Below are 15,482 nucleotides of genomic sequence, written 5' to 3' on the forward strand. Positions count from 1 at the left end.
CCGATCACTTCACCCAAGACGGCCGATCTTCTGGTGCGAGGTGGAAAGCCCACGCCCGAACGCTCGCTCGACGGCGATGCGAGTGAGCCAGCCGAGACCGGCGGTGAAAAGCGGTGGCCACACGATCGGGCCGAGCGAGTAGCCGACCACGATAGCCAGCGGGACCCACACGCGGTGCACCGCTTGGTAGGGCAGTCCAGGCGGGCGGACTCCGGCTAGCCGTGCCAGGTCCGGCAGAGCGAAGAATCCCAGCATGGCGACCATGGTCGGCAGACCGTACTTGACGCTCTCGAAAAGCGCGAACGCGGCCAGGAACAGTGCGAGCGCTCCCCCGCCGATCTTCCGCATCCAACCGCCGACGCCAGGACGGTGGCCTACTCTCGGGAGGTGCTGGGGCGCATCGTCATGCGTGCGTTCGGTTGTCACCTCGACAGCGTAGGCCAGAGGTCGCCAGGCGAACGATAATGGCCGACGCAAACAGATGATCACAGGCCGTGGGCCGGATCCGGCTGACCCGCCCCCACGCAAGCCTGACGTTCAGGGCCTGGATGCTAGCTCAGCTATCGCCGACCGACCCGTTGTAGACGAGCTTCGTCGACTCCGCGGGCCGTACCTCGCGCACGAAGCTTGGTCACGCGGCTGTACGCACGTGACTACTCTGTGTCCACTTTTAGACATGCCGATCACGCATGAAACGCCAACCACCTGCGCCTCTGGTACGTCTCAACCCCTGCCCGTTCCCCCCAGCACCTGGAGTTGCGATGTCGTCCCCCTTTGAGCAGGGTCCCGAATATCAGCCCCATCAGCCGTACGGGCCACAGCAAGGCTACGGCTACCCGCCAGTTCCACCGCCGCGCAAGAAGAGCAACGCGGGCTTCATCCTCTTCTGCATCGGCGCTGTCGGGCTCGTGTTGTTCGGCGGATGCGCGCTCCTCGTGGCCGCGGTGGGCAGCAGTGGCAAGCCGGCGACCTCGGTGGCCGAGAAGACCAGCGATCAGCCCAGAAAGTCGGAGCAGGAAGAACCGAAGACGCCTGGCCTCGGAACGGTCGTGAGGGACGGCAAGTTCTCCTTCAAAGTGACCGAGATCGGAACGGCCACGAAAGTCGGCGGCGAATACCTGAGCAAGCGGGCGCAGGGCAAGTTCCTGCTTGTTCACATCACCGTGAAGAACGTCGGCGACGAGGCTCAAGCCTTCAACGGGGGAGCCCAGAGGTTGTACGACAGCGAGGGTAAGGAGTACGAAGCCAGCTCGGAGGCAGCCATTTACCTGGAGGATTCCAAGAGCCTGTACGAGGACATAAATCCGGGCAACAGTGTCGAGGGAATCGTCCTCTTCGATGTGCCGAAGGGCATGACACCGAGCAGCATTGAGCTGCACGACAGCATCTTCTCTGACGGAGTCAAGTTGAGCTTGGCCGACCGCTGACCGTGTGCACGATGAGGAGGCCCGTCCCTCCCTTGGGTCTCGGCGTGTACGGCTCCCGCTGGGAGCGGGGGAGGTCGGGCCGCAGCATGTGCTTCGGACGCGATCAGTGAGCGGTCTCCGAGTTCGCGAAACCGTACGCCGACGCCACGAACCAGAAGTCCTCGGCGATCACTTCTCGCGCGACGGTCTCGACCTCACTGCCGGCCGCCTCGAACGCCTCCTCCAGCGTGTTGAACTCTGCCGTTGCGATCTCCGTGGCCGGGTACAACACCGCCAGATCCGACGGCTGCAGCAGATCTCGGAGTTCCTGCCCGGTCCGGCCTTTCTCGCCGAAATCGTCCGTCCCTTGGTGGACTACCAGGCATCCGGTTCAGTGAAAACCTGACTAAAGTCACCATCCCGCAGCGCCCGCTCCGGCATGAAGAATATCAACGACCCACCATTAGGGAAACACCACGACCCATGGTTGCTGGATAGGGTGAGAAGGTGCCGATCCCCTTCTTCAAGCCGCGCCCTCAGCGGATGAGTTTCCATCAGCGGCCACCCGAAAGCTTGCTCGTCAGCGCTCAGCCTCCCCGGATCGTTTTGCCAGGCTTTCCCGAATCTCTTCACCATGAATCTGAAGGAGTTCTCCTCGAACTCCTCCTGAAGCTCATCATCCATTTCGAACCGTTCCCACACCGCCGGGGAATACTCGGTATACGGGCCAGGAAGAGAGAGCCCGCCCCAAGCATGCAGGCGCACAACCTCGAACTCCACCAAGGGCTCCGGCGAGGCGACCTCGACGGCCCTCATCGAATCCGCCGGAACGACCGCACAGATCCGAGGGTCGTCCAACTGGAGGTTGTGCGGCAGATCCAGATAGAAGAAGTTGAGCACTCCTGCCTGTACCGGCGCTTGATCCCCCACCCAGGACGCCAACCCGTCCATGTCCAAAACCGCGAACAAACTCAGCGGCGAACCGTCGGCCTCCGGCCATCCCATGCCCGGCTCCAGCAGCGCAGGTCCACCAAGTCGGCACATCCCTGTCGCCGGACGACCGGCCGTGGCAGGCCGCAGTTCGAACCCGGGCCGAGCCAGATCGGTGAGTTGCTGCCCAAGCCGTTCTCCGAGCGCTTCCACACACAATGCCCGATTGGCAGCCAAAGCATCCTGAAGATCCATGCACCGTATCCAAGCGCACGTCTCTGAGTCCTGCAGAGGAGTTACACCTATCTTCACGTAACCCGATGTGCGGAAAACGGGGCTAGCGGCATACGGGATCAGACGTGCTCATATCGGCCCACGTTCAAGGGCGGTCGCCCCGGCTGACGAGTGCGTCGAAGAGAGGCCAGCCGTCCAGCTCCGTCTCTCCGGGGGCTGCGGGCAGGGCGTCGCGCGCCGCCGCCTCGTCGAGGAGTCGCCGGACGACCCCCGGCTCGTTGAGGTTGAGCAGACCTCCGCGACCATTCGTGACCGAGCCCGCGTACCAGTGTCCCTCGGCGACATAGCGGCCGGGACCCGCGCGAAAGACGAGGCGCAGGGTCACACCGGTGCCCTCGCGATGAAGAGAGAGGATCTCGCGGCATTCGGCATGTTTGTGATGTACCGACCACAGCCAGGTCGTATCACCGACGACAAGGCTGCGGAGCCGACGGTTGGTCCCCATCCCTGCACTCTATGAGGCGAGGTGCGGCGGCAGGAGCTTCCCGGGTCCTCACCCTTTCGGGGAGAAGTGTGTAGCGGGTTGGCCGATACGCCCGACCTGCATAACTTTATGCAATTGACCGAATGCTTACAGTGATTGACGCTGGTTGTGGCCTCGCACAACGCAATGGCCGCCAGTACGTGAAGGAGCACCTCGCATGGACTCGCCAGAATTCTTCACCCAGGTCTACACCGCCGGCCAAGCATGCATACCCGAAGGCGACTTGTGTAGTGGCATCGCTGGGCCGGTAGGCCGATGCTGCCCAGGGCTGGTCTGCTGCTCGCTCGCCCCCGACCTCTCCGTGTGCAGGCGCCGCTGTCGATGAAGATCGGCTGGGGGCGGCAGACGGTGCTGGCCGGACTGGCGGCCGGTGGGGCGGTGCTGGCGCGCACCGATACCGCGATCGGGGCGTATCTCAACGCCCCGGCGGCTCGCTGGCTGCGGCAGATCGTCGCGATCGGGCTGGACGGACCGCCCGGGCAGGCGGCCCTTTCCTGCTTGCGCGTGTGGGCGGGCGCGGGCCTCATCACGCTGGATGACCAGGTCGCGATTCTGGTCGGTGATCCCGAGATCGAGGAGTACGAGGAGCGCGGGCGGGCGCTGCGGCGTGACCTGCTTCAGCGGGCCGCTCTGTTCCCTCGAGTTGGCACGCCGATCCTGGCGGTCGGGGTGGGCCGTGATTGCGCTTACTGCGACCAGCTCCTGACCGACCTGGCCGCCAACGCGCCCTTGCGGGACGGCGGTGTGGTGGTGTCTGGCGACGACCAGACTCGGGTGTTCGGAATCGTTCCCGGCACCGGACTCGACCGGCTGGCCGACCCGACCGACCCGACCGAGCTGGCCGGGCTGGCTGAGCTGACCGAGCCGACCGCCGGGCCGACGGGGCTGGCCGGGCTGGCCGAGTTGGCCCGAGCGGCCGCGCCCCTAGGCACGCCCAGCGGCGTGCTGCTCCACCCAAGCGCGCCCCCGCGGATCCTGGAGGGCTACCACCAGGTGAGCGCCGCGATCGTGTCGATGCTCGGGGACGAACCCGACCGGGTGGTGATGGAAACGCCCAGTTCTTGCTCGGTGAACGTCACCTCCGGCGAGGGCACCTCGGTGCGGCCGGTCCGCGCCGGCGACCGCGTCGTGGGCATCGCGAGCCGGGGTGCGGTCACCGGCGAACTCGACGGTTGGCTGTCGACGCACACCGCCCACGCCGCGCACACCGCCCACGCCGCGCACACCGCCCACGCCGCGCACACCGCCCACGCCGCGCACACCGCCCACGCCGCGCACGCCTCCAACGCCACGTATGCGCCGGCCACCCTGACCATCGAACGCCCCAGGAACCTGTATCTGGTCTATCGGGGCGGCGCCCTGATCGCCCGGCACAAAACGCCGGCCGACACCATCGCCTGCCTGGAGGCGATGCTCGCCGGGTACGCGGACCACGCCGGCGCCGCCGAGGACGAGGCCGACGTCGATTGCGGGGTGCTGTGGCATCCCGGCCACGCGGCCGTGCTCATCCCCAATCACTGGCTGTCGCCGATGGCCAGGACGTCCTCCCGGCTGCGCCGCAGTGGCTGGCAGCTGTGCCCGCAACCGTACGTCCGGCTCAGCATGCGCGACGGTCAGGCGTGGGCGCGGGTGCGTCCGCTCGGCGAAGATCCCCGGATGGCGCCGGTCGCGTTCCTGGCCGTGGATCCACCGGTCCCGGCCACCGACGAGCGGCCCGCCCGCACCCCCAGTGCCGAAGAACGCGCAGCGCAACTGGTGTGCTGGGCGGTCCGGCCGCTCACCCCGCCGCGCCTGTACGCTTTGGCCGCCACCGCGCATCACATCCCCGTCCGCGAACTGGGCCCTGACCCGATCCTCGCCGAACTCCCCGACCTGGTACTCGCCCAGCCTGACAGGTCCCACCGGACAGCCAGATGAGCGCGGCCCGGGAGAGTGTCGCGCGGGACGGGAGCCGGCTTGCTGTAGAGCGAGTGAGGGCCGATCAAACCGTCCTTGACCTGTGTGGTTGCCTCGAAGGTAAATTTCCGACCAAGTTCATCCGGATAACCGGGCCGTGACCAGCTGTGATAAGGCTGCCGTCAACCCTCTCATACAGTTCTGATCACCGGCTTAACCTGCACTTACGCGCTCCTTGGCACTCTTGAGTCATCGGTACTTGAGGAGATGACGATGAACGCGAACGAGCCTCGCGAGCAGGGCGCCGGCGGCTGGAGCCAGTTCGGCGACCAGCCGCCCTCCGCCGGGGGCTTTCCCCGGCGAGAGACCGTGATCATGAACCAGCCTCCGCCTCCCAAGCCGCCCAGGCGGGGCTTCTTCGTCGGGCGGAAGACGATCGCCGGGCTCGCCCTGGCGGCCGTGGCCGTGGGCGGCGGCGCGGTGGGGGCCGTCGCCGCCACGGCGTTCCAGGACACCACAGTCGTCTCCGCGCCGAGCCCGGTCTTCAAGGCGGCCTCCAACCAGCTCACCGTTGCCCAGGTCGCGCAGAAGGTGCAGCCTTCGGTCGTGATGATCCAGGGGCAGACCGGCGAGGGGTCGGGTGTGGTGCTGTCCGACGACGGGCTCATCCTCACCAACAACCACGTGGTCGTCGGCGCCGGGCAGGGCGGGCAGATGACCGTCAAGTTCAACGACGGCAAGACGGCCAAGGCGTCGGTCGTGGGCACCGACCCGTCCACCGACCTCGCGGTCATCAGGGCCGACGGCGTCTCGGGCCTGACCAAGGCCTCGCTCGGCGACAGCGACCAGCTTCAGGTCGGCGACGCCGTACTGGCCATCGGCAGCCCACTCGGCCTCGACGGATCCGTCACGGCGGGCATCGTCAGCGCGCTCAACCGCACGGTCACCGTCGGCGGCGAGCAGGACCAGCAGCAGCAGCTTCCGCCTGGCTGGGGCCAGCAGCGGGAGCAGCAGCAGGGTCAGGAGAGCGGGGCGACGACGCTCGGCGACGCCATCCAGACCGACGCGGCCATCAACCCGGGCAACTCCGGCGGCGCGCTCGTTAACGCGGCCGGTCAGGTGATCGGCATCAACAGCGCCATCGCCACCAACGGCGGCAGCAGCGGCAACATCGGTGTCGGCTTCGCCATCCCGGTCAACACCGCCAAGCAGGTCTCCGACCAGCTCATCAGCGGTGGCAAGGTCACTCACGCCTTCCTGGGCGTGAGCGTCACCGACGCCACCGGAGACGTGCCCGGCGCGCTGATCCGCCAGGTCACCTCCGGAAGCCCCGCCGACAAGGCCGGACTGAAGCAGGGCGACCTCATCACCAAGATCGGCAACACGCCGGTGGAGGGCGGAGATACAGTTGTTGGCCAGGTCAGAGGTTTCAAAGTAGGCCAACAGGTTCAGATCACTTATATGAGGGACGGAAAGTCGAGTAACGTCTCCGTCACCCTCGAAGAGAAGAAATAACCGGACCCCCTCACGGACGGGTGTGCCGTCGAGATCGCTGCGGACTCGGCGGCACACCCCCCGTTCGAGGAGATCTCAGGTGTAGAGGGGATCCCGGGAGAAGCGGGATCTCAGGAGAAGCGGCGGCCCTCGTCGCGCCGGTAGGCCCAGCCCGCGGCCAGTGCCGCGATCACGGTCCACACGCCGAGCATGATCACCGCGACCATGTTCGGCGCGGTTCCCGTCGTCACGGCCCAGATCAGCTCCCCGGCGCCACGGCTCGGCACGAACGGCGACACCTTCTGCACGAAGTCCGGCATGATCTGCGGCGGCAGGAACAGCCCGCCCAGGATCGCGATCGGGAAGAACACGACCTGCGACACGCCGATGGCCGCCTTCGAAGCCAGCACGAAGCCCAGGAACAGGCCGATCAGCATGAACGGCACCGCCCCGCCGAGCAGGGCGAGCAGCCCGATCAGCAGATTGGGCACCGTGATGGTCGCCGTGGTGAACAGGGCCGCGATCACCACCACCGGGATCGTCGACACCAGCATCGTGGCCATCGTCGTGAGGATCCGCCCGGCGAAGCGGGGGAACGGTCCAGCGGGCAGCGTACGCACGTAGGGGTTCCACGGTAGCTCGCGGTCCTGCGCGACCGTGATGCTGAGCCCCATGAGCGCGGCCGACATGGCGCCGATCATCATCATCGACCCCGTCGCCCGCGTCGCGGCCACCGGATCGTCCCCCGTGAACGGCACCACGAACGCCAGCATCGACGCGGCCGGGAAGAACGAGCTGGCGACCAGGCCGATCGGCACCCGGATCTGCTCCAGCATCAGGTAGCGGGTGTGGGCCAGGATCAGGCTAGACATTCTCGGTCTCCTTGGCGGTGATGGCGAGGAAGGCTTCCTCGAGCGAGGTCGGCCTGATCTCCAGACCGGAGAACGGCGTGCCGCTCCGCACCAGCTCGACGACCAGCCGGTCGGGGTCGGTGGTCACCAGGTTGATCCGGCCGTCCGCACGTTCGCTGGCGAGCACGCCGGGCAGTTCGGGCAGGTTCTCGGCGACCAGCGAGACGCGCCGCACCCCCACCATGTCGCGTACGGCCCGCACGGTGTCGTCGGCCAGCACCCGGCCGTGGCCGACGACCACGACCCGCTGGGCCAGGGCCTCGATCTCCTCCAGGTAGTGGCTGGTGAGCAGGACCGTGCCGCCGCCCTCATGGAAGTCCTTGATGCCGTCCCAGAGCGCGCGCCTGGCCTCCACGTCGAGGCCGGTGGTCGGCTCGTCGAGGAAGACCATCCGCGGGTTGCCGGCGAAGGCCAGCGCCACGCCCAGCCGCCGCTTCTGGCCACCGGACAGGCCGCCGATCTGCCGCTTGACCAGGTCGTCGAGGCCGAACCGGGCGAGTAACTCCCCTTTGTCAGCCTTTTCCGGGTAATGGGCTGAGACGAAGTCGACGATCTCGCCGACTCTCAGCGATTCGGGCAGGCCCGTCTCCTGCGGCGTGACCCCGATGCCTCGGCGTACCACCGGATCCTGCGGGGAGCCACCGAGCAGCTCGACCGTGCCGGACGTCTGTTTGCGCAGGCCCACGAACAGGTTGATCAGCGTCGACTTGCCCGCGCCGTTCGGGCCGAGCAGGCCGACCAGCTCTCCCGCCCTGATGTCGAGCGAGACGCGGTCGAGCGCCAGCACGTCGCCGTAGCGCCGGGTGACCTCCACCGTTCTGGCGAGGATGGTCATGAAGTGCCTCCTGCGGAGTCGAGTAGGGCGCGGATCGCCTTGGTGTAGTCGTCGAAGGCGACCCGGCCGCGCTTGGTGAGCGAGACATAGGTGACCGGGGTACGGCCCTTGTGCGTCTTCGTGATCTGGACGTAGCCGACTTCCTCGAGCTTGGTCAGGTGGACCGAGAGGTTGCCGGCCGTCATGCCGAGCAGATCCTTGAGCGCCGGGAAGGCGATCTCGTCGCCGCCGCCCATCGCGTTGAGCGTCGCCACGACGCGTAGCCTGGCCTGCGCGTGGATCACCGGATCGAGCTCCGGAACGTCACCGGCTGTCACCGGCACTGCCTCCGTCGCCACCACAGGCCCACGACGATCTGCCCGAAGCCGAGCAGCACCGCCGTCAGCAGGGCGTGCCAGCCGGGGCCGAGCAGCACGCCCAGGCCGTTGACGGCGGTCACGCCGATGCCGACGAAGAACATCGGCCAGTACAGGAAGATCGCGCCGCCGGCCATGTACATAACGCCCACCACCAGCATGGAGATGCCCGACCAGAGCAGGCCGGCCTCCGCCTCCGGCAGCATCGGGCTGACCCGGATGGCGATGATCGACATCACCACCATCCCGGCGAACCACGTGTAGCCGTACATGGTGCCCCTGGCCGAGCTCTCGCCCCGGACGCCCGAGTTCATCCTGGTGATCTCGTATGCGGCCAGGGAGCCGGCGATCACCATGGAGATCATCAGGACGGCCAGCGCCTGCGTCTGGGAGATCGGCGCGTACGGCTTGCCGTCGAGCCCGTAGTGCAGGAAGAAGCAGGTGAAGCCGACCAACCACGCCACGCCCCAGGGGATGTACAGGAACAGGGGATCACCCCTGAACCTTCGCACCGTGGCGGCCCGCTGCTCCTCGATGAGGCGCAGAGTCTCCTCCGGGCTGGGGGCTTGCTCGCCATCGTCTACCATGACAACTCCTCTTAGCCTCAAACTGGTTTGTACTTTAAACCAGCTTGCGCCGCCAACACAACCCGCCGAGGCGAGGAGTGGTGCCGAGAGGAGTCAGAGAGCGGGGAAGCCCTTGGTCCGCCAGGTGTCGCCGCTCGTGGTGACCGCGAACGCCTCCAGGTTGGAGGTCTCCTCCACCCAGTCGCGGGCGGCGGCGCCCATCGCGAACGCCGCCGTCGCGAAGGCGTCGACGGCGGTGAGGCGGGGGCCGACGAGGGTGATGGACAGCAGTGCGCCTGCGGCGCGCCCGGTGTGCGGGTCGAGGATGTGCGGGCCCCGCTCCGCGCTGCCCGAGGTGGCGATGGCCAGGTCGTGGCCGGTGACCACGGTGCAGAGGGCGCCGGGCCGGGCGGGGTGCGCGATGCCGATCCGCCACGGCGAGGGATCGGCGCCGAGCTGGATGTCGCCGCCGCCGTTGACGCAGTGACGGTGCGCTCCCGCCTCGGACAGGATCCGGGACGCCTCCTCGATCGCCCACCCTTTCACCAGGCCGGACGGGTCCAGACGGCCACCGGGGTACATGGTGAAATATCCGTTCGTGTCGTGTTCTGCCTGGGCGCACAGCGAGAGCACCTGGGCCACCTCGGGCGGGCAATCGGACAGCTCGATCTCGCCTCGGCCGAGGTGGCTGATCGCGCTGTCCGGCCGGTAGGTGGAGAAGACCGCGTCCACGTGATGCAGCCAGGCGACCGCCCGCGCCACCGCGTCGTCGGCGTCATGGCGTACGTCGAAGGAGAAGACCGTCCCCATCACGTGCTCGACGTGACGGGTCATAGCCCGGCCCGGTCGATGGCGCTCTGCAGGGACTGGGTGTAGCCGTCGCTGGTGTAGGTGGCGCCGGAGACGGAGTCGATCTGGGCGCTCTGGGCGGACATGGCCTCGTCATGGAGGATGGGCAGAGCCCTGTTGTTGATCTCAATGTCGCGCCGGTTCCCGTTCGGCGACTGGAGCACCTCGACGCTGGAGATCTTGCCGCCGGCGACGCTGATCTGCACCTGCACAGGTCCCCAGCGCGTGTCGACCGCGTCGCCGTCGACCGTCCGGCTGGCGGCGGACTTCTGGGACGTGGCGGACTTCTGGGTCGTGGCGGACTTCTCAGTGCTGGTGGGTGACGGTGTCGCGGAGGTCTGGGTCTGGGCGATGGCGGCGGGCGGCTGGGTGGCGGCCCCGGTGACGTCGTGCGGCTTGAACGACAGCAGCAGCACCAGGCCGATGGCGGTGGTGACCACCGCGAGCAGTACTCTCTTCATGGCGGGAACCCCCTAGAACTCGAAAGACTCGTGATGGATCCGGTGGGCCCGCACGCCCGCCGACCGCAGCGCCTGGATGGCCGACCGTGTCATCTCCGGCGGCCCGCACACGTAGGCGTCGTGCTCGCGCAGGTCGGGCAGCAGGCGGTCGAGCCCGGTGAACAGGTCCGGGGATCTCGGGCCGACCGAGCAGTAGAGCCTGGCGTCCCCGCGTGCTCTGGCGATCTCCTCCAGTTCGTCCCTGAACAGCAGCTCCTCCGGCGTACGAGCGCGGTAGAGCAGGGTCACCTGCCCGGGCAGTGTCTCGAACAGGGTGCGCAGCGGGGTGATGCCGACGCCACCGGCGATCAGCACCGACTTCGGACTCCGGCCGAGGCGTCCGGTGAATCCGCCGTACGGCCCCTCGGCGATGACCCGGGTGCCCGGCCGCAGCCGGGCGAGCGCCGCGCTGTGGTCGCCCAGCGCCTTGACCGTGATGCGCAGCCCGCCACGGTCCGGCGCGGCGGACAGCGAGTAGGGGTTGGCCGACCACCACAGGTCGCGGGTCAGGAAGCGCCACCGGAAGAACTGGCCCGGCTCGGCGCCGAGCCGGGCCAGGCGACGGCCGGTGAGGTGAATGGAGACGACCCCCGGCGCGTCTGTGGTGACGCGCGACACCCGCAGCCGGTGGCGCGCCCACACCCGGACCGGGCCGAGGAAGCGGTACCACACCAGCAGCGCGGCCACTCCGAGGTAGAGGGCGTACCAGGCGAACTGGGCCACCCGATCGCCGGTGAACTGGGCGCCGGTCGCCAGTTGGTGCCCGAACGCCAGCCAGGCCGCCAGGTAGGTGTAGAAGTGCAGGTAGAACCAGGTCTCGTAGCGCATCCTGCGGCGGGCGGCGCGGGCCGAGACCAGAGCCACGCCGAGCAGGAGGAAGAAGGCCACGGTCGCCTTCAGCACATCGGGGAAGGACAGCGCCATCGTGACCGCCTCGTCCACCACCCCGGCCTGATCGGCGACCGCGTACCCCCAGATGATCGTCAGGACGTGCGCGGTGACCAGCCCGATGACGTACCGGCCGCCCATGGCGTGCCAGCGGGCCAGCCGGTCGCTGCCCACGCCGCGCTCCAGAGCCGGAACGCGGGCCATCAGCCCGAGCAGCACCGCCATGCCGTACCCGGCCAGCAAACCCGTGATGCGGCCGCATTCGGTGAGCCAGCCGTCCAGGCCCGCTACGGACGGCGTGCCGCGCCACCACAGGCCGATGACCGCGAACGCGCCGGCCACCATGGCCGACAGCAACAGCTCGGGCCGGACCCGGCGGCGGGGCGGCGCCGGGACGGCGGCTCGCCGTGTTGGTGCGTGAAGAGTGGTCATGGGAGCACACCGTGCCAGGGCAACCTCTGTTTTCCCTATGAACGGAACCCTTCAGAGGATTCTCAGAAGAAGCCCGTATTTTGTAGTGAGGGGGTGAAGATGAGCAGCCTGTTGCGCCCGGACGGCACGCCGATCCGCGTGCTCGTCGTGGACGACGAGCCGGACCTCCTGGAGGTGCTGGAGAAGACGCTGATCCAGGAAGGCTGGCAGGTGCGCGCCGCGGCGAGCGGGGCCGCCGCGATCCTCGCGGCCGAGGAGTTCGCGCCGGACGCCGCGATCCTGGACGTCATGCTGCCCGACCTGAACGGGCTGGAGCTCATGAACCGGCTCCGGGTGCTGCGGCCCGAGCTGTGCGTGCTGTTCCTGACCGCGCGTGACGCGGTCGAGGACCGGGTCGCGGGCATCACGGCGGGCGGCGACGACTACGTGACCAAGCCGTTCAGCCTGGACGAGGTGCTCGCGCGGCTGCGCGGGCTGCTACGCCGGGCGGGCATGGCGCGGCCCGGCGACGGAGACCGGCTTGTCGTGGCCGACCTGTCCATGGATGAGGAGGCCAGGGAGGTGACCAGGGCCGGCACGCCGGTCGACCTGACGCCCACCGAGTTCGAGCTGCTGCGGCTGCTCATGTGCAACCCGCGCCGGGTGCTCAGCAAGGCGCAGATCCTCGACCACGTCTGGTCCTATGACTTCGGCGGCCAGGCCCACGTCGTGGAGCTCTACATCAGCTACCTGCGCAAGAAGATCGACGCGGGCCGCCGGCCGCTGATCCACACCGTGCGCGGCGTCGGGTACGTGCTCAAGCCGTGAACCTCGTCCCTCGCACGCTCAGGGCCCGGCTCATCGCCGGGTTGCTCGTGCTCCTCGCGCTGTCGTGCGCGGCCGTCGGCGTCGCCACGTCGGTGGCGATGGAGCGGTTCCTGCTCGCCCGCGTCGACCAGCAGATCGCCGCCGAGGGCGGACAGTTCGCCGCCAGCCTGGAGCACGACGAGGACACGCGGGGGCAGGAGCGGGGCACGTTCGGCGCGCGCCTGGTCGGCGGGCGCGTCACCCATGCGGCGGTGGTGTCGCAGCGGGACGGCACCCGGCCCAAGCTCAGCCCCGACGACGAGAAGACCCTGGCGGCGCTTCCGGTCGGGGGTCCTCCGCAGACCGTGGACCTGTCCACCCTGGACGACTACCGGGTCCTCGCCATCGCGGGTGAGGACGGTGACGTCATGATCGCCGGTCTGTCCCTGCACGGTGTGGAGGAGACGATGGAACGCCTGCAGCTGTTCGAGCTGCTGATGTTCGCCGGCGCGCTCGCCGCCGCGGGCATCGCGGGCGCACTGTGGGTACGGCTGGCGCTGCGCCCCCTGCAACGCATCGCCACGACCGCCCGCAGGGTCGCCGAGCTGCCCCTGGCCAGCGGCGAGGTGACCCTGGCCGAACGCGTACCCGACACCGACCCGCGCACCGAGACGGGACAGGTCGGCGCCGCGTTCAACCGCATGCTGGGCCACGTGGAGGCGGCTCTGGGCCGCCGGCACGCCGTCGAGCAGCGGCTGCGCGCCTTCGCCGCCGACGCCAGCCACGAGCTGCGCACCCCGCTGGCCGCGATCCGCGGGCACGCAGAGCTGGCTCTGCGGGGTGACCAGCCCATGCCGGACGGCGTACGGCACGCGCTCGGCCGAATCGACGCCGAGTCGGGGCGGATGAGCGAGCTGGTCGACGAACTGCTCCTGCTGGCCCGGCTGGACGCGGGACGGCCGCTGGCCAAGGAGGAGGTCGACCTGTCCCGCCTGGCCATCGAGGCCACCGGCGACGCGCGGGCCGCCGGCCCCGGCCACCGCTGGCAACTGGAGCTGCCGGAGGACCCCGTCACGGTGACCGGCGACCCACTCCGGCTGCACCAGGTGATCGCGAGCCTGCTGAGCAACGCCCGCATCCACACACCGGACGGCACCACGGTGGTCGTGGCCGTACGGAGGCTGCCGGCCGCGGTGGAGGTCACCGTCGTGGACGACGGTCCCGGCGTGCCGGCCGGGCTGGAGGAAGAGATCTTCGAGCGGTTCTCCCGCGCCGACCAGGGCCGGTCACGAGCCACCGGAGGTGCGGGGCTCGGGCTGGCGATCGTCCGCGCCGTGGTGGCCGCGCACGGCGGCTCGGTGGACGTACGGAGCCGTCCGGGCCGGACCGAGTTCCGGCTGCTCCTGCCTTCGGAGGGCTGAGCGTGAAAGCGCCCAGTGGGCTACCCACTGGGCGCTTTCGTGCGCGTGGTCAACGGGCCTCGATCGGGCCGCCGAGCGTGGCCACGTCCTCGGCGGCGTCGCCGAGGAGCTTGTCGGCCAGGTCCATCAGCGCCCGCCCCGCGGCCAGCTCGTCGCCGATCTCCGGCACCGCACGGTCGTCGGGGTTGCGCCTGGCCACGCCGACGCTCTCATGCCATCCGCTGTCCTCGGCGGACAGGACCGCACGGGCCAGCGTGCGCGCATCGGTGTCGTCCTCGCTGATGTAGATCTGCACGGTCCACTGCTTGCTCCGCATGATGCCTCCCTGTACGTCCTCGGTACGTACTGGGCATCTGCCCCCAGAGGATGCGGTGTCACGGACTTCCGGACACCGGCCTGCGCCATATGCCAGCATGTCCGCATGCTGGCGAGTCTCGACACGATCGACTGGGCCGACCTGACGCACGCCTACGGCCGCGCGAAGGATGTGCCGGACCAGATCCGGGCCCTGCGCTCTCCCGATCCCGGCATCCGGGACAAGGCGCTGCACAGCCTGTACGGGAACATCTTCCACCAGGGCACCCGCTTCGAGGCGAGCGCCCACGCGGTGCCGTTCCTGCTGGAACTGGTCGCCGACCCCGAGACGCCAGATCGCCCGGCCGTGCTGCACCTGCTGACGCAGCTGGCCATCGGCTACGGCGAGCAGCTCCTGCCGTCCGGCTACCCCCTTGACGACCATCGCGCCGTGGCCGCGGGCGGGGACCTGCTGCTGGCCGCCGGCAAGCAGTTCACGGACGACGAGGACGAAGAAGACGAAGAGGACGAAGAAGAGGACGACGACTGGGGCGAGGATGTCGCCCTGTTCCAGTACCTCCAGACGCTTGAGCCCGCTGACGAGGAGCGGCTGTTCGCGTACTTCGCGCTGATGGCGTACGACGCGGTCGGCGCCGGGCTGCCGATGTTCCGCGACCTGCTCGCCGACGCGGACGCCCCGGTGCGCGCCGCTGCGGCCTACGCCCTGGCCTGGTACCCCGAGGAGCGGGCCGCCAGCCTGCCACCGCTGCTCAGGGTGGCGGCCGACGAGCACCCGGCGGTGGCCGCCACCGCCCTGGTCGCGATCGGCCTGCTCAGCCCGTCCGGCGTGACGCCATCGCAGGAGACGGCGCCCGTGCTGGACGCTGCCCTCAATGATCCCCGTGATGTGGTGCGCTGGGGCGCGGCCATCCAGCAGGCCCGGCTGCGGGGCGCGGAGGCGGACGGCCGGGTCGCGGAGGAACTGCTGGGCTGGATCGGTCGCGACGCCGCCGCGCACGAGGGAATCGCGTTCAACGACGGTGACCTCCGGGGTTATGCCGCCCTGGCGCTGCGCGACCTCGGTGACGAGCCGCTGGCCTGACCCCGGAGTCACTACGCTGGCGGGACCTCTTCACCGAA

18 protein-coding genes are annotated in these 15,482 nt (G+C 69.0%); 6 read left to right on the top strand and 12 right to left on the bottom strand.

Annotated features, from left to right (window positions below; all coding sequences use genetic code 11):
• Positions 1–9: 9 nt before the first annotated feature.
• Complete coding sequence (locus AB0J16_RS41775; RefSeq protein ID WP_358550534.1) at positions 10–348, bottom strand: hypothetical protein; 339 nt, start codon at positions 346–348, stop codon at positions 10–12.
• A 413-nt stretch (positions 349–761) separates the two neighbouring features.
• Between AB0J16_RS41775 and AB0J16_RS41780 the strand changes: the two genes are divergently transcribed.
• Positions 762–1,427 carry a DUF4352 domain-containing protein gene (locus AB0J16_RS41780; protein WP_358550536.1) on the top strand — a complete coding sequence of 222 codons (666 nt, stop codon included), beginning with the start codon at positions 762–764 and terminating at the stop codon, positions 1,425–1,427.
• Positions 1,428–1,530: 103 nt separating this feature from the next.
• Here the strand turns inward: AB0J16_RS41780 and AB0J16_RS41785 are convergent, their stop codons facing one another.
• The 3 genes from AB0J16_RS41785 to AB0J16_RS41795 all read right to left on the bottom strand — a co-directional run bounded on the left by AB0J16_RS41785 (position 1,531) and on the right by AB0J16_RS41795 (position 2,955).
• On the bottom strand, positions 1,531–1,788 hold the full coding sequence (locus tag AB0J16_RS41785; protein ID WP_358550682.1) for a DUF5713 family protein: 258 nt from the start codon (positions 1,786–1,788) through the stop codon (positions 1,531–1,533).
• Positions 1,782–2,591, bottom strand: coding sequence for a DUF1963 domain-containing protein (locus tag AB0J16_RS41790; protein ID WP_358550538.1), 810 nt, complete (start codon positions 2,589–2,591; stop codon positions 1,782–1,784). The genes AB0J16_RS41785 and AB0J16_RS41790 overlap by 7 nt, the downstream gene beginning before the upstream one ends.
• 124 nt (positions 2,592–2,715) lie before the next feature.
• On the bottom strand, positions 2,716–2,955 hold the full coding sequence (locus AB0J16_RS41795) for a hypothetical protein (protein WP_358550540.1): 240 nt from the start codon (positions 2,953–2,955) through the stop codon (positions 2,716–2,718).
• A 462-nt stretch (positions 2,956–3,417) separates the two neighbouring features.
• Between AB0J16_RS41795 and AB0J16_RS41800 the strand changes: the two genes are divergently transcribed.
• Together AB0J16_RS41800 and AB0J16_RS41805 are read left to right on the top strand one after the other, a co-directional pair.
• Positions 3,418–5,031 (top strand): hypothetical protein, encoded by a 1,614-nt coding sequence (locus tag AB0J16_RS41800; protein WP_358550542.1) that lies wholly within the window; start codon positions 3,418–3,420, stop codon positions 5,029–5,031.
• A 252-nt stretch (positions 5,032–5,283) separates the two neighbouring features.
• Complete coding sequence (locus AB0J16_RS41805) at positions 5,284–6,525, top strand: trypsin-like peptidase domain-containing protein (protein ID WP_358550544.1); 1,242 nt, start codon at positions 5,284–5,286, stop codon at positions 6,523–6,525.
• A gap of 110 nt (positions 6,526–6,635) precedes the next feature.
• Here the strand turns inward: AB0J16_RS41805 and AB0J16_RS41810 are convergent, their stop codons facing one another.
• From AB0J16_RS41810 to AB0J16_RS41840, 7 genes are all read right to left on the bottom strand, one after another.
• Entirely contained in the window at positions 6,636–7,376 is a 741-nt protein-coding gene (locus AB0J16_RS41810) for an ABC transporter permease (protein WP_358550546.1), read from the bottom strand.
• Positions 7,369–8,250: an ABC transporter ATP-binding protein gene (locus tag AB0J16_RS41815; RefSeq protein ID WP_358550548.1), complete on the bottom strand. Its 882-nt coding sequence runs from the start codon at positions 8,248–8,250 to the stop codon at positions 7,369–7,371. Before AB0J16_RS41815 ends, AB0J16_RS41810 begins: the two co-directional genes overlap by 8 nt.
• A complete protein-coding gene (locus tag AB0J16_RS41820; RefSeq protein WP_357962348.1) occupies positions 8,247–8,567 on the bottom strand; it encodes a transcriptional regulator in 321 nt (106 codons plus the stop codon). The genes AB0J16_RS41815 and AB0J16_RS41820 overlap by 4 nt, the downstream gene beginning before the upstream one ends.
• Complete coding sequence (locus AB0J16_RS41825) at positions 8,564–9,193, bottom strand: hypothetical protein (protein ID WP_358550550.1); 630 nt, start codon at positions 9,191–9,193, stop codon at positions 8,564–8,566. Before AB0J16_RS41825 ends, AB0J16_RS41820 begins: the two co-directional genes overlap by 4 nt.
• A 93-nt stretch (positions 9,194–9,286) precedes the next feature.
• Positions 9,287–10,006, bottom strand: a complete 720-nt coding sequence (locus AB0J16_RS41830; protein WP_358550552.1) for an FAD:protein FMN transferase — start codon at positions 10,004–10,006, stop codon at positions 9,287–9,289.
• On the bottom strand, positions 10,003–10,482 hold the full coding sequence (locus AB0J16_RS41835; protein ID WP_358550554.1) for an FMN-binding protein: 480 nt from the start codon (positions 10,480–10,482) through the stop codon (positions 10,003–10,005). Before AB0J16_RS41835 ends, AB0J16_RS41830 begins: the two co-directional genes overlap by 4 nt.
• 12 nt (positions 10,483–10,494) lie before the next feature.
• Positions 10,495–11,841 carry a ferredoxin reductase family protein gene (locus AB0J16_RS41840; protein WP_358550556.1) on the bottom strand — a complete coding sequence of 449 codons (1,347 nt, stop codon included), beginning with the start codon at positions 11,839–11,841 and terminating at the stop codon, positions 10,495–10,497.
• Between the two features lie 99 nt (positions 11,842–11,940).
• Between AB0J16_RS41840 and AB0J16_RS41845 the strand changes: the two genes are divergently transcribed.
• Together AB0J16_RS41845 and AB0J16_RS41850 are read left to right on the top strand one after the other, a co-directional pair.
• Positions 11,941–12,648, top strand: coding sequence for a response regulator transcription factor (locus AB0J16_RS41845; RefSeq protein WP_358550558.1), 708 nt, complete (start codon positions 11,941–11,943; stop codon positions 12,646–12,648).
• Entirely contained in the window at positions 12,645–14,048 is a 1,404-nt protein-coding gene (locus AB0J16_RS41850; RefSeq protein ID WP_358550560.1) for an ATP-binding protein, read from the top strand. The genes AB0J16_RS41845 and AB0J16_RS41850 overlap by 4 nt, the downstream gene beginning before the upstream one ends.
• 49 nt (positions 14,049–14,097) lie before the next feature.
• Here AB0J16_RS41850 and AB0J16_RS41855 read toward each other — a convergent pair whose 3' ends face one another.
• Positions 14,098–14,364 (bottom strand): DUF1876 domain-containing protein, encoded by a 267-nt coding sequence (locus tag AB0J16_RS41855; protein WP_358550562.1) that lies wholly within the window; start codon positions 14,362–14,364, stop codon positions 14,098–14,100.
• Between the two features lie 105 nt (positions 14,365–14,469).
• Between AB0J16_RS41855 and AB0J16_RS41860 the strand changes: the two genes are divergently transcribed.
• Positions 14,470–15,444: a HEAT repeat domain-containing protein gene (locus tag AB0J16_RS41860; protein WP_358550564.1), complete on the top strand. Its 975-nt coding sequence runs from the start codon at positions 14,470–14,472 to the stop codon at positions 15,442–15,444.
• The last annotated feature ends 38 nt before the right edge of the window (positions 15,445–15,482 follow it).

This window comes from Nonomuraea sp. NPDC049750 (assembly GCF_040659625.1).
Lineage (GTDB): Bacteria > Actinomycetota > Actinomycetes > Streptosporangiales > Streptosporangiaceae > Nonomuraea.

Excerpts from the sequence above, each read along its gene's own strand:
- AB0J16_RS41775 (WP_358550534.1), bottom strand. The coding sequence starts at position 348 with ATGCGGAAGATCGGCGGGGGAGCGCTCGCACTGTTCCTGGCCGCGTTC.
- AB0J16_RS41780 (WP_358550536.1), top strand. The coding sequence starts at position 762 with ATGTCGTCCCCCTTTGAGCAGGGTCCCGAATATCAGCCCCATCAGCCG.
- AB0J16_RS41790 (WP_358550538.1), bottom strand. The coding sequence starts at position 2,591 with ATGGATCTTCAGGATGCTTTGGCTGCCAATCGGGCATTGTGTGTGGAA.
- AB0J16_RS41805 (WP_358550544.1), top strand. The coding sequence starts at position 5,284 with ATGAACGCGAACGAGCCTCGCGAGCAGGGCGCCGGCGGCTGGAGCCAG.
- AB0J16_RS41810 (WP_358550546.1), bottom strand. The coding sequence starts at position 7,376 with ATGTCTAGCCTGATCCTGGCCCACACCCGCTACCTGATGCTGGAGCAG.
- AB0J16_RS41815 (WP_358550548.1), bottom strand. The coding sequence starts at position 8,250 with ATGACCATCCTCGCCAGAACGGTGGAGGTCACCCGGCGCTACGGCGAC.
- AB0J16_RS41825 (WP_358550550.1), bottom strand. The coding sequence starts at position 9,193 with ATGGTAGACGATGGCGAGCAAGCCCCCAGCCCGGAGGAGACTCTGCGC.
- AB0J16_RS41830 (WP_358550552.1), bottom strand. The coding sequence starts at position 10,006 with ATGACCCGTCACGTCGAGCACGTGATGGGGACGGTCTTCTCCTTCGAC.
- AB0J16_RS41835 (WP_358550554.1), bottom strand. The coding sequence starts at position 10,482 with ATGAAGAGAGTACTGCTCGCGGTGGTCACCACCGCCATCGGCCTGGTG.
- AB0J16_RS41840 (WP_358550556.1), bottom strand. The coding sequence starts at position 11,841 with ATGACCACTCTTCACGCACCAACACGGCGAGCCGCCGTCCCGGCGCCG.
- AB0J16_RS41845 (WP_358550558.1), top strand. The coding sequence starts at position 11,941 with ATGAGCAGCCTGTTGCGCCCGGACGGCACGCCGATCCGCGTGCTCGTC.
- AB0J16_RS41855 (WP_358550562.1), bottom strand. The coding sequence starts at position 14,364 with ATGCGGAGCAAGCAGTGGACCGTGCAGATCTACATCAGCGAGGACGAC.
- AB0J16_RS41860 (WP_358550564.1), top strand. The coding sequence starts at position 14,470 with ATGCTGGCGAGTCTCGACACGATCGACTGGGCCGACCTGACGCACGCC.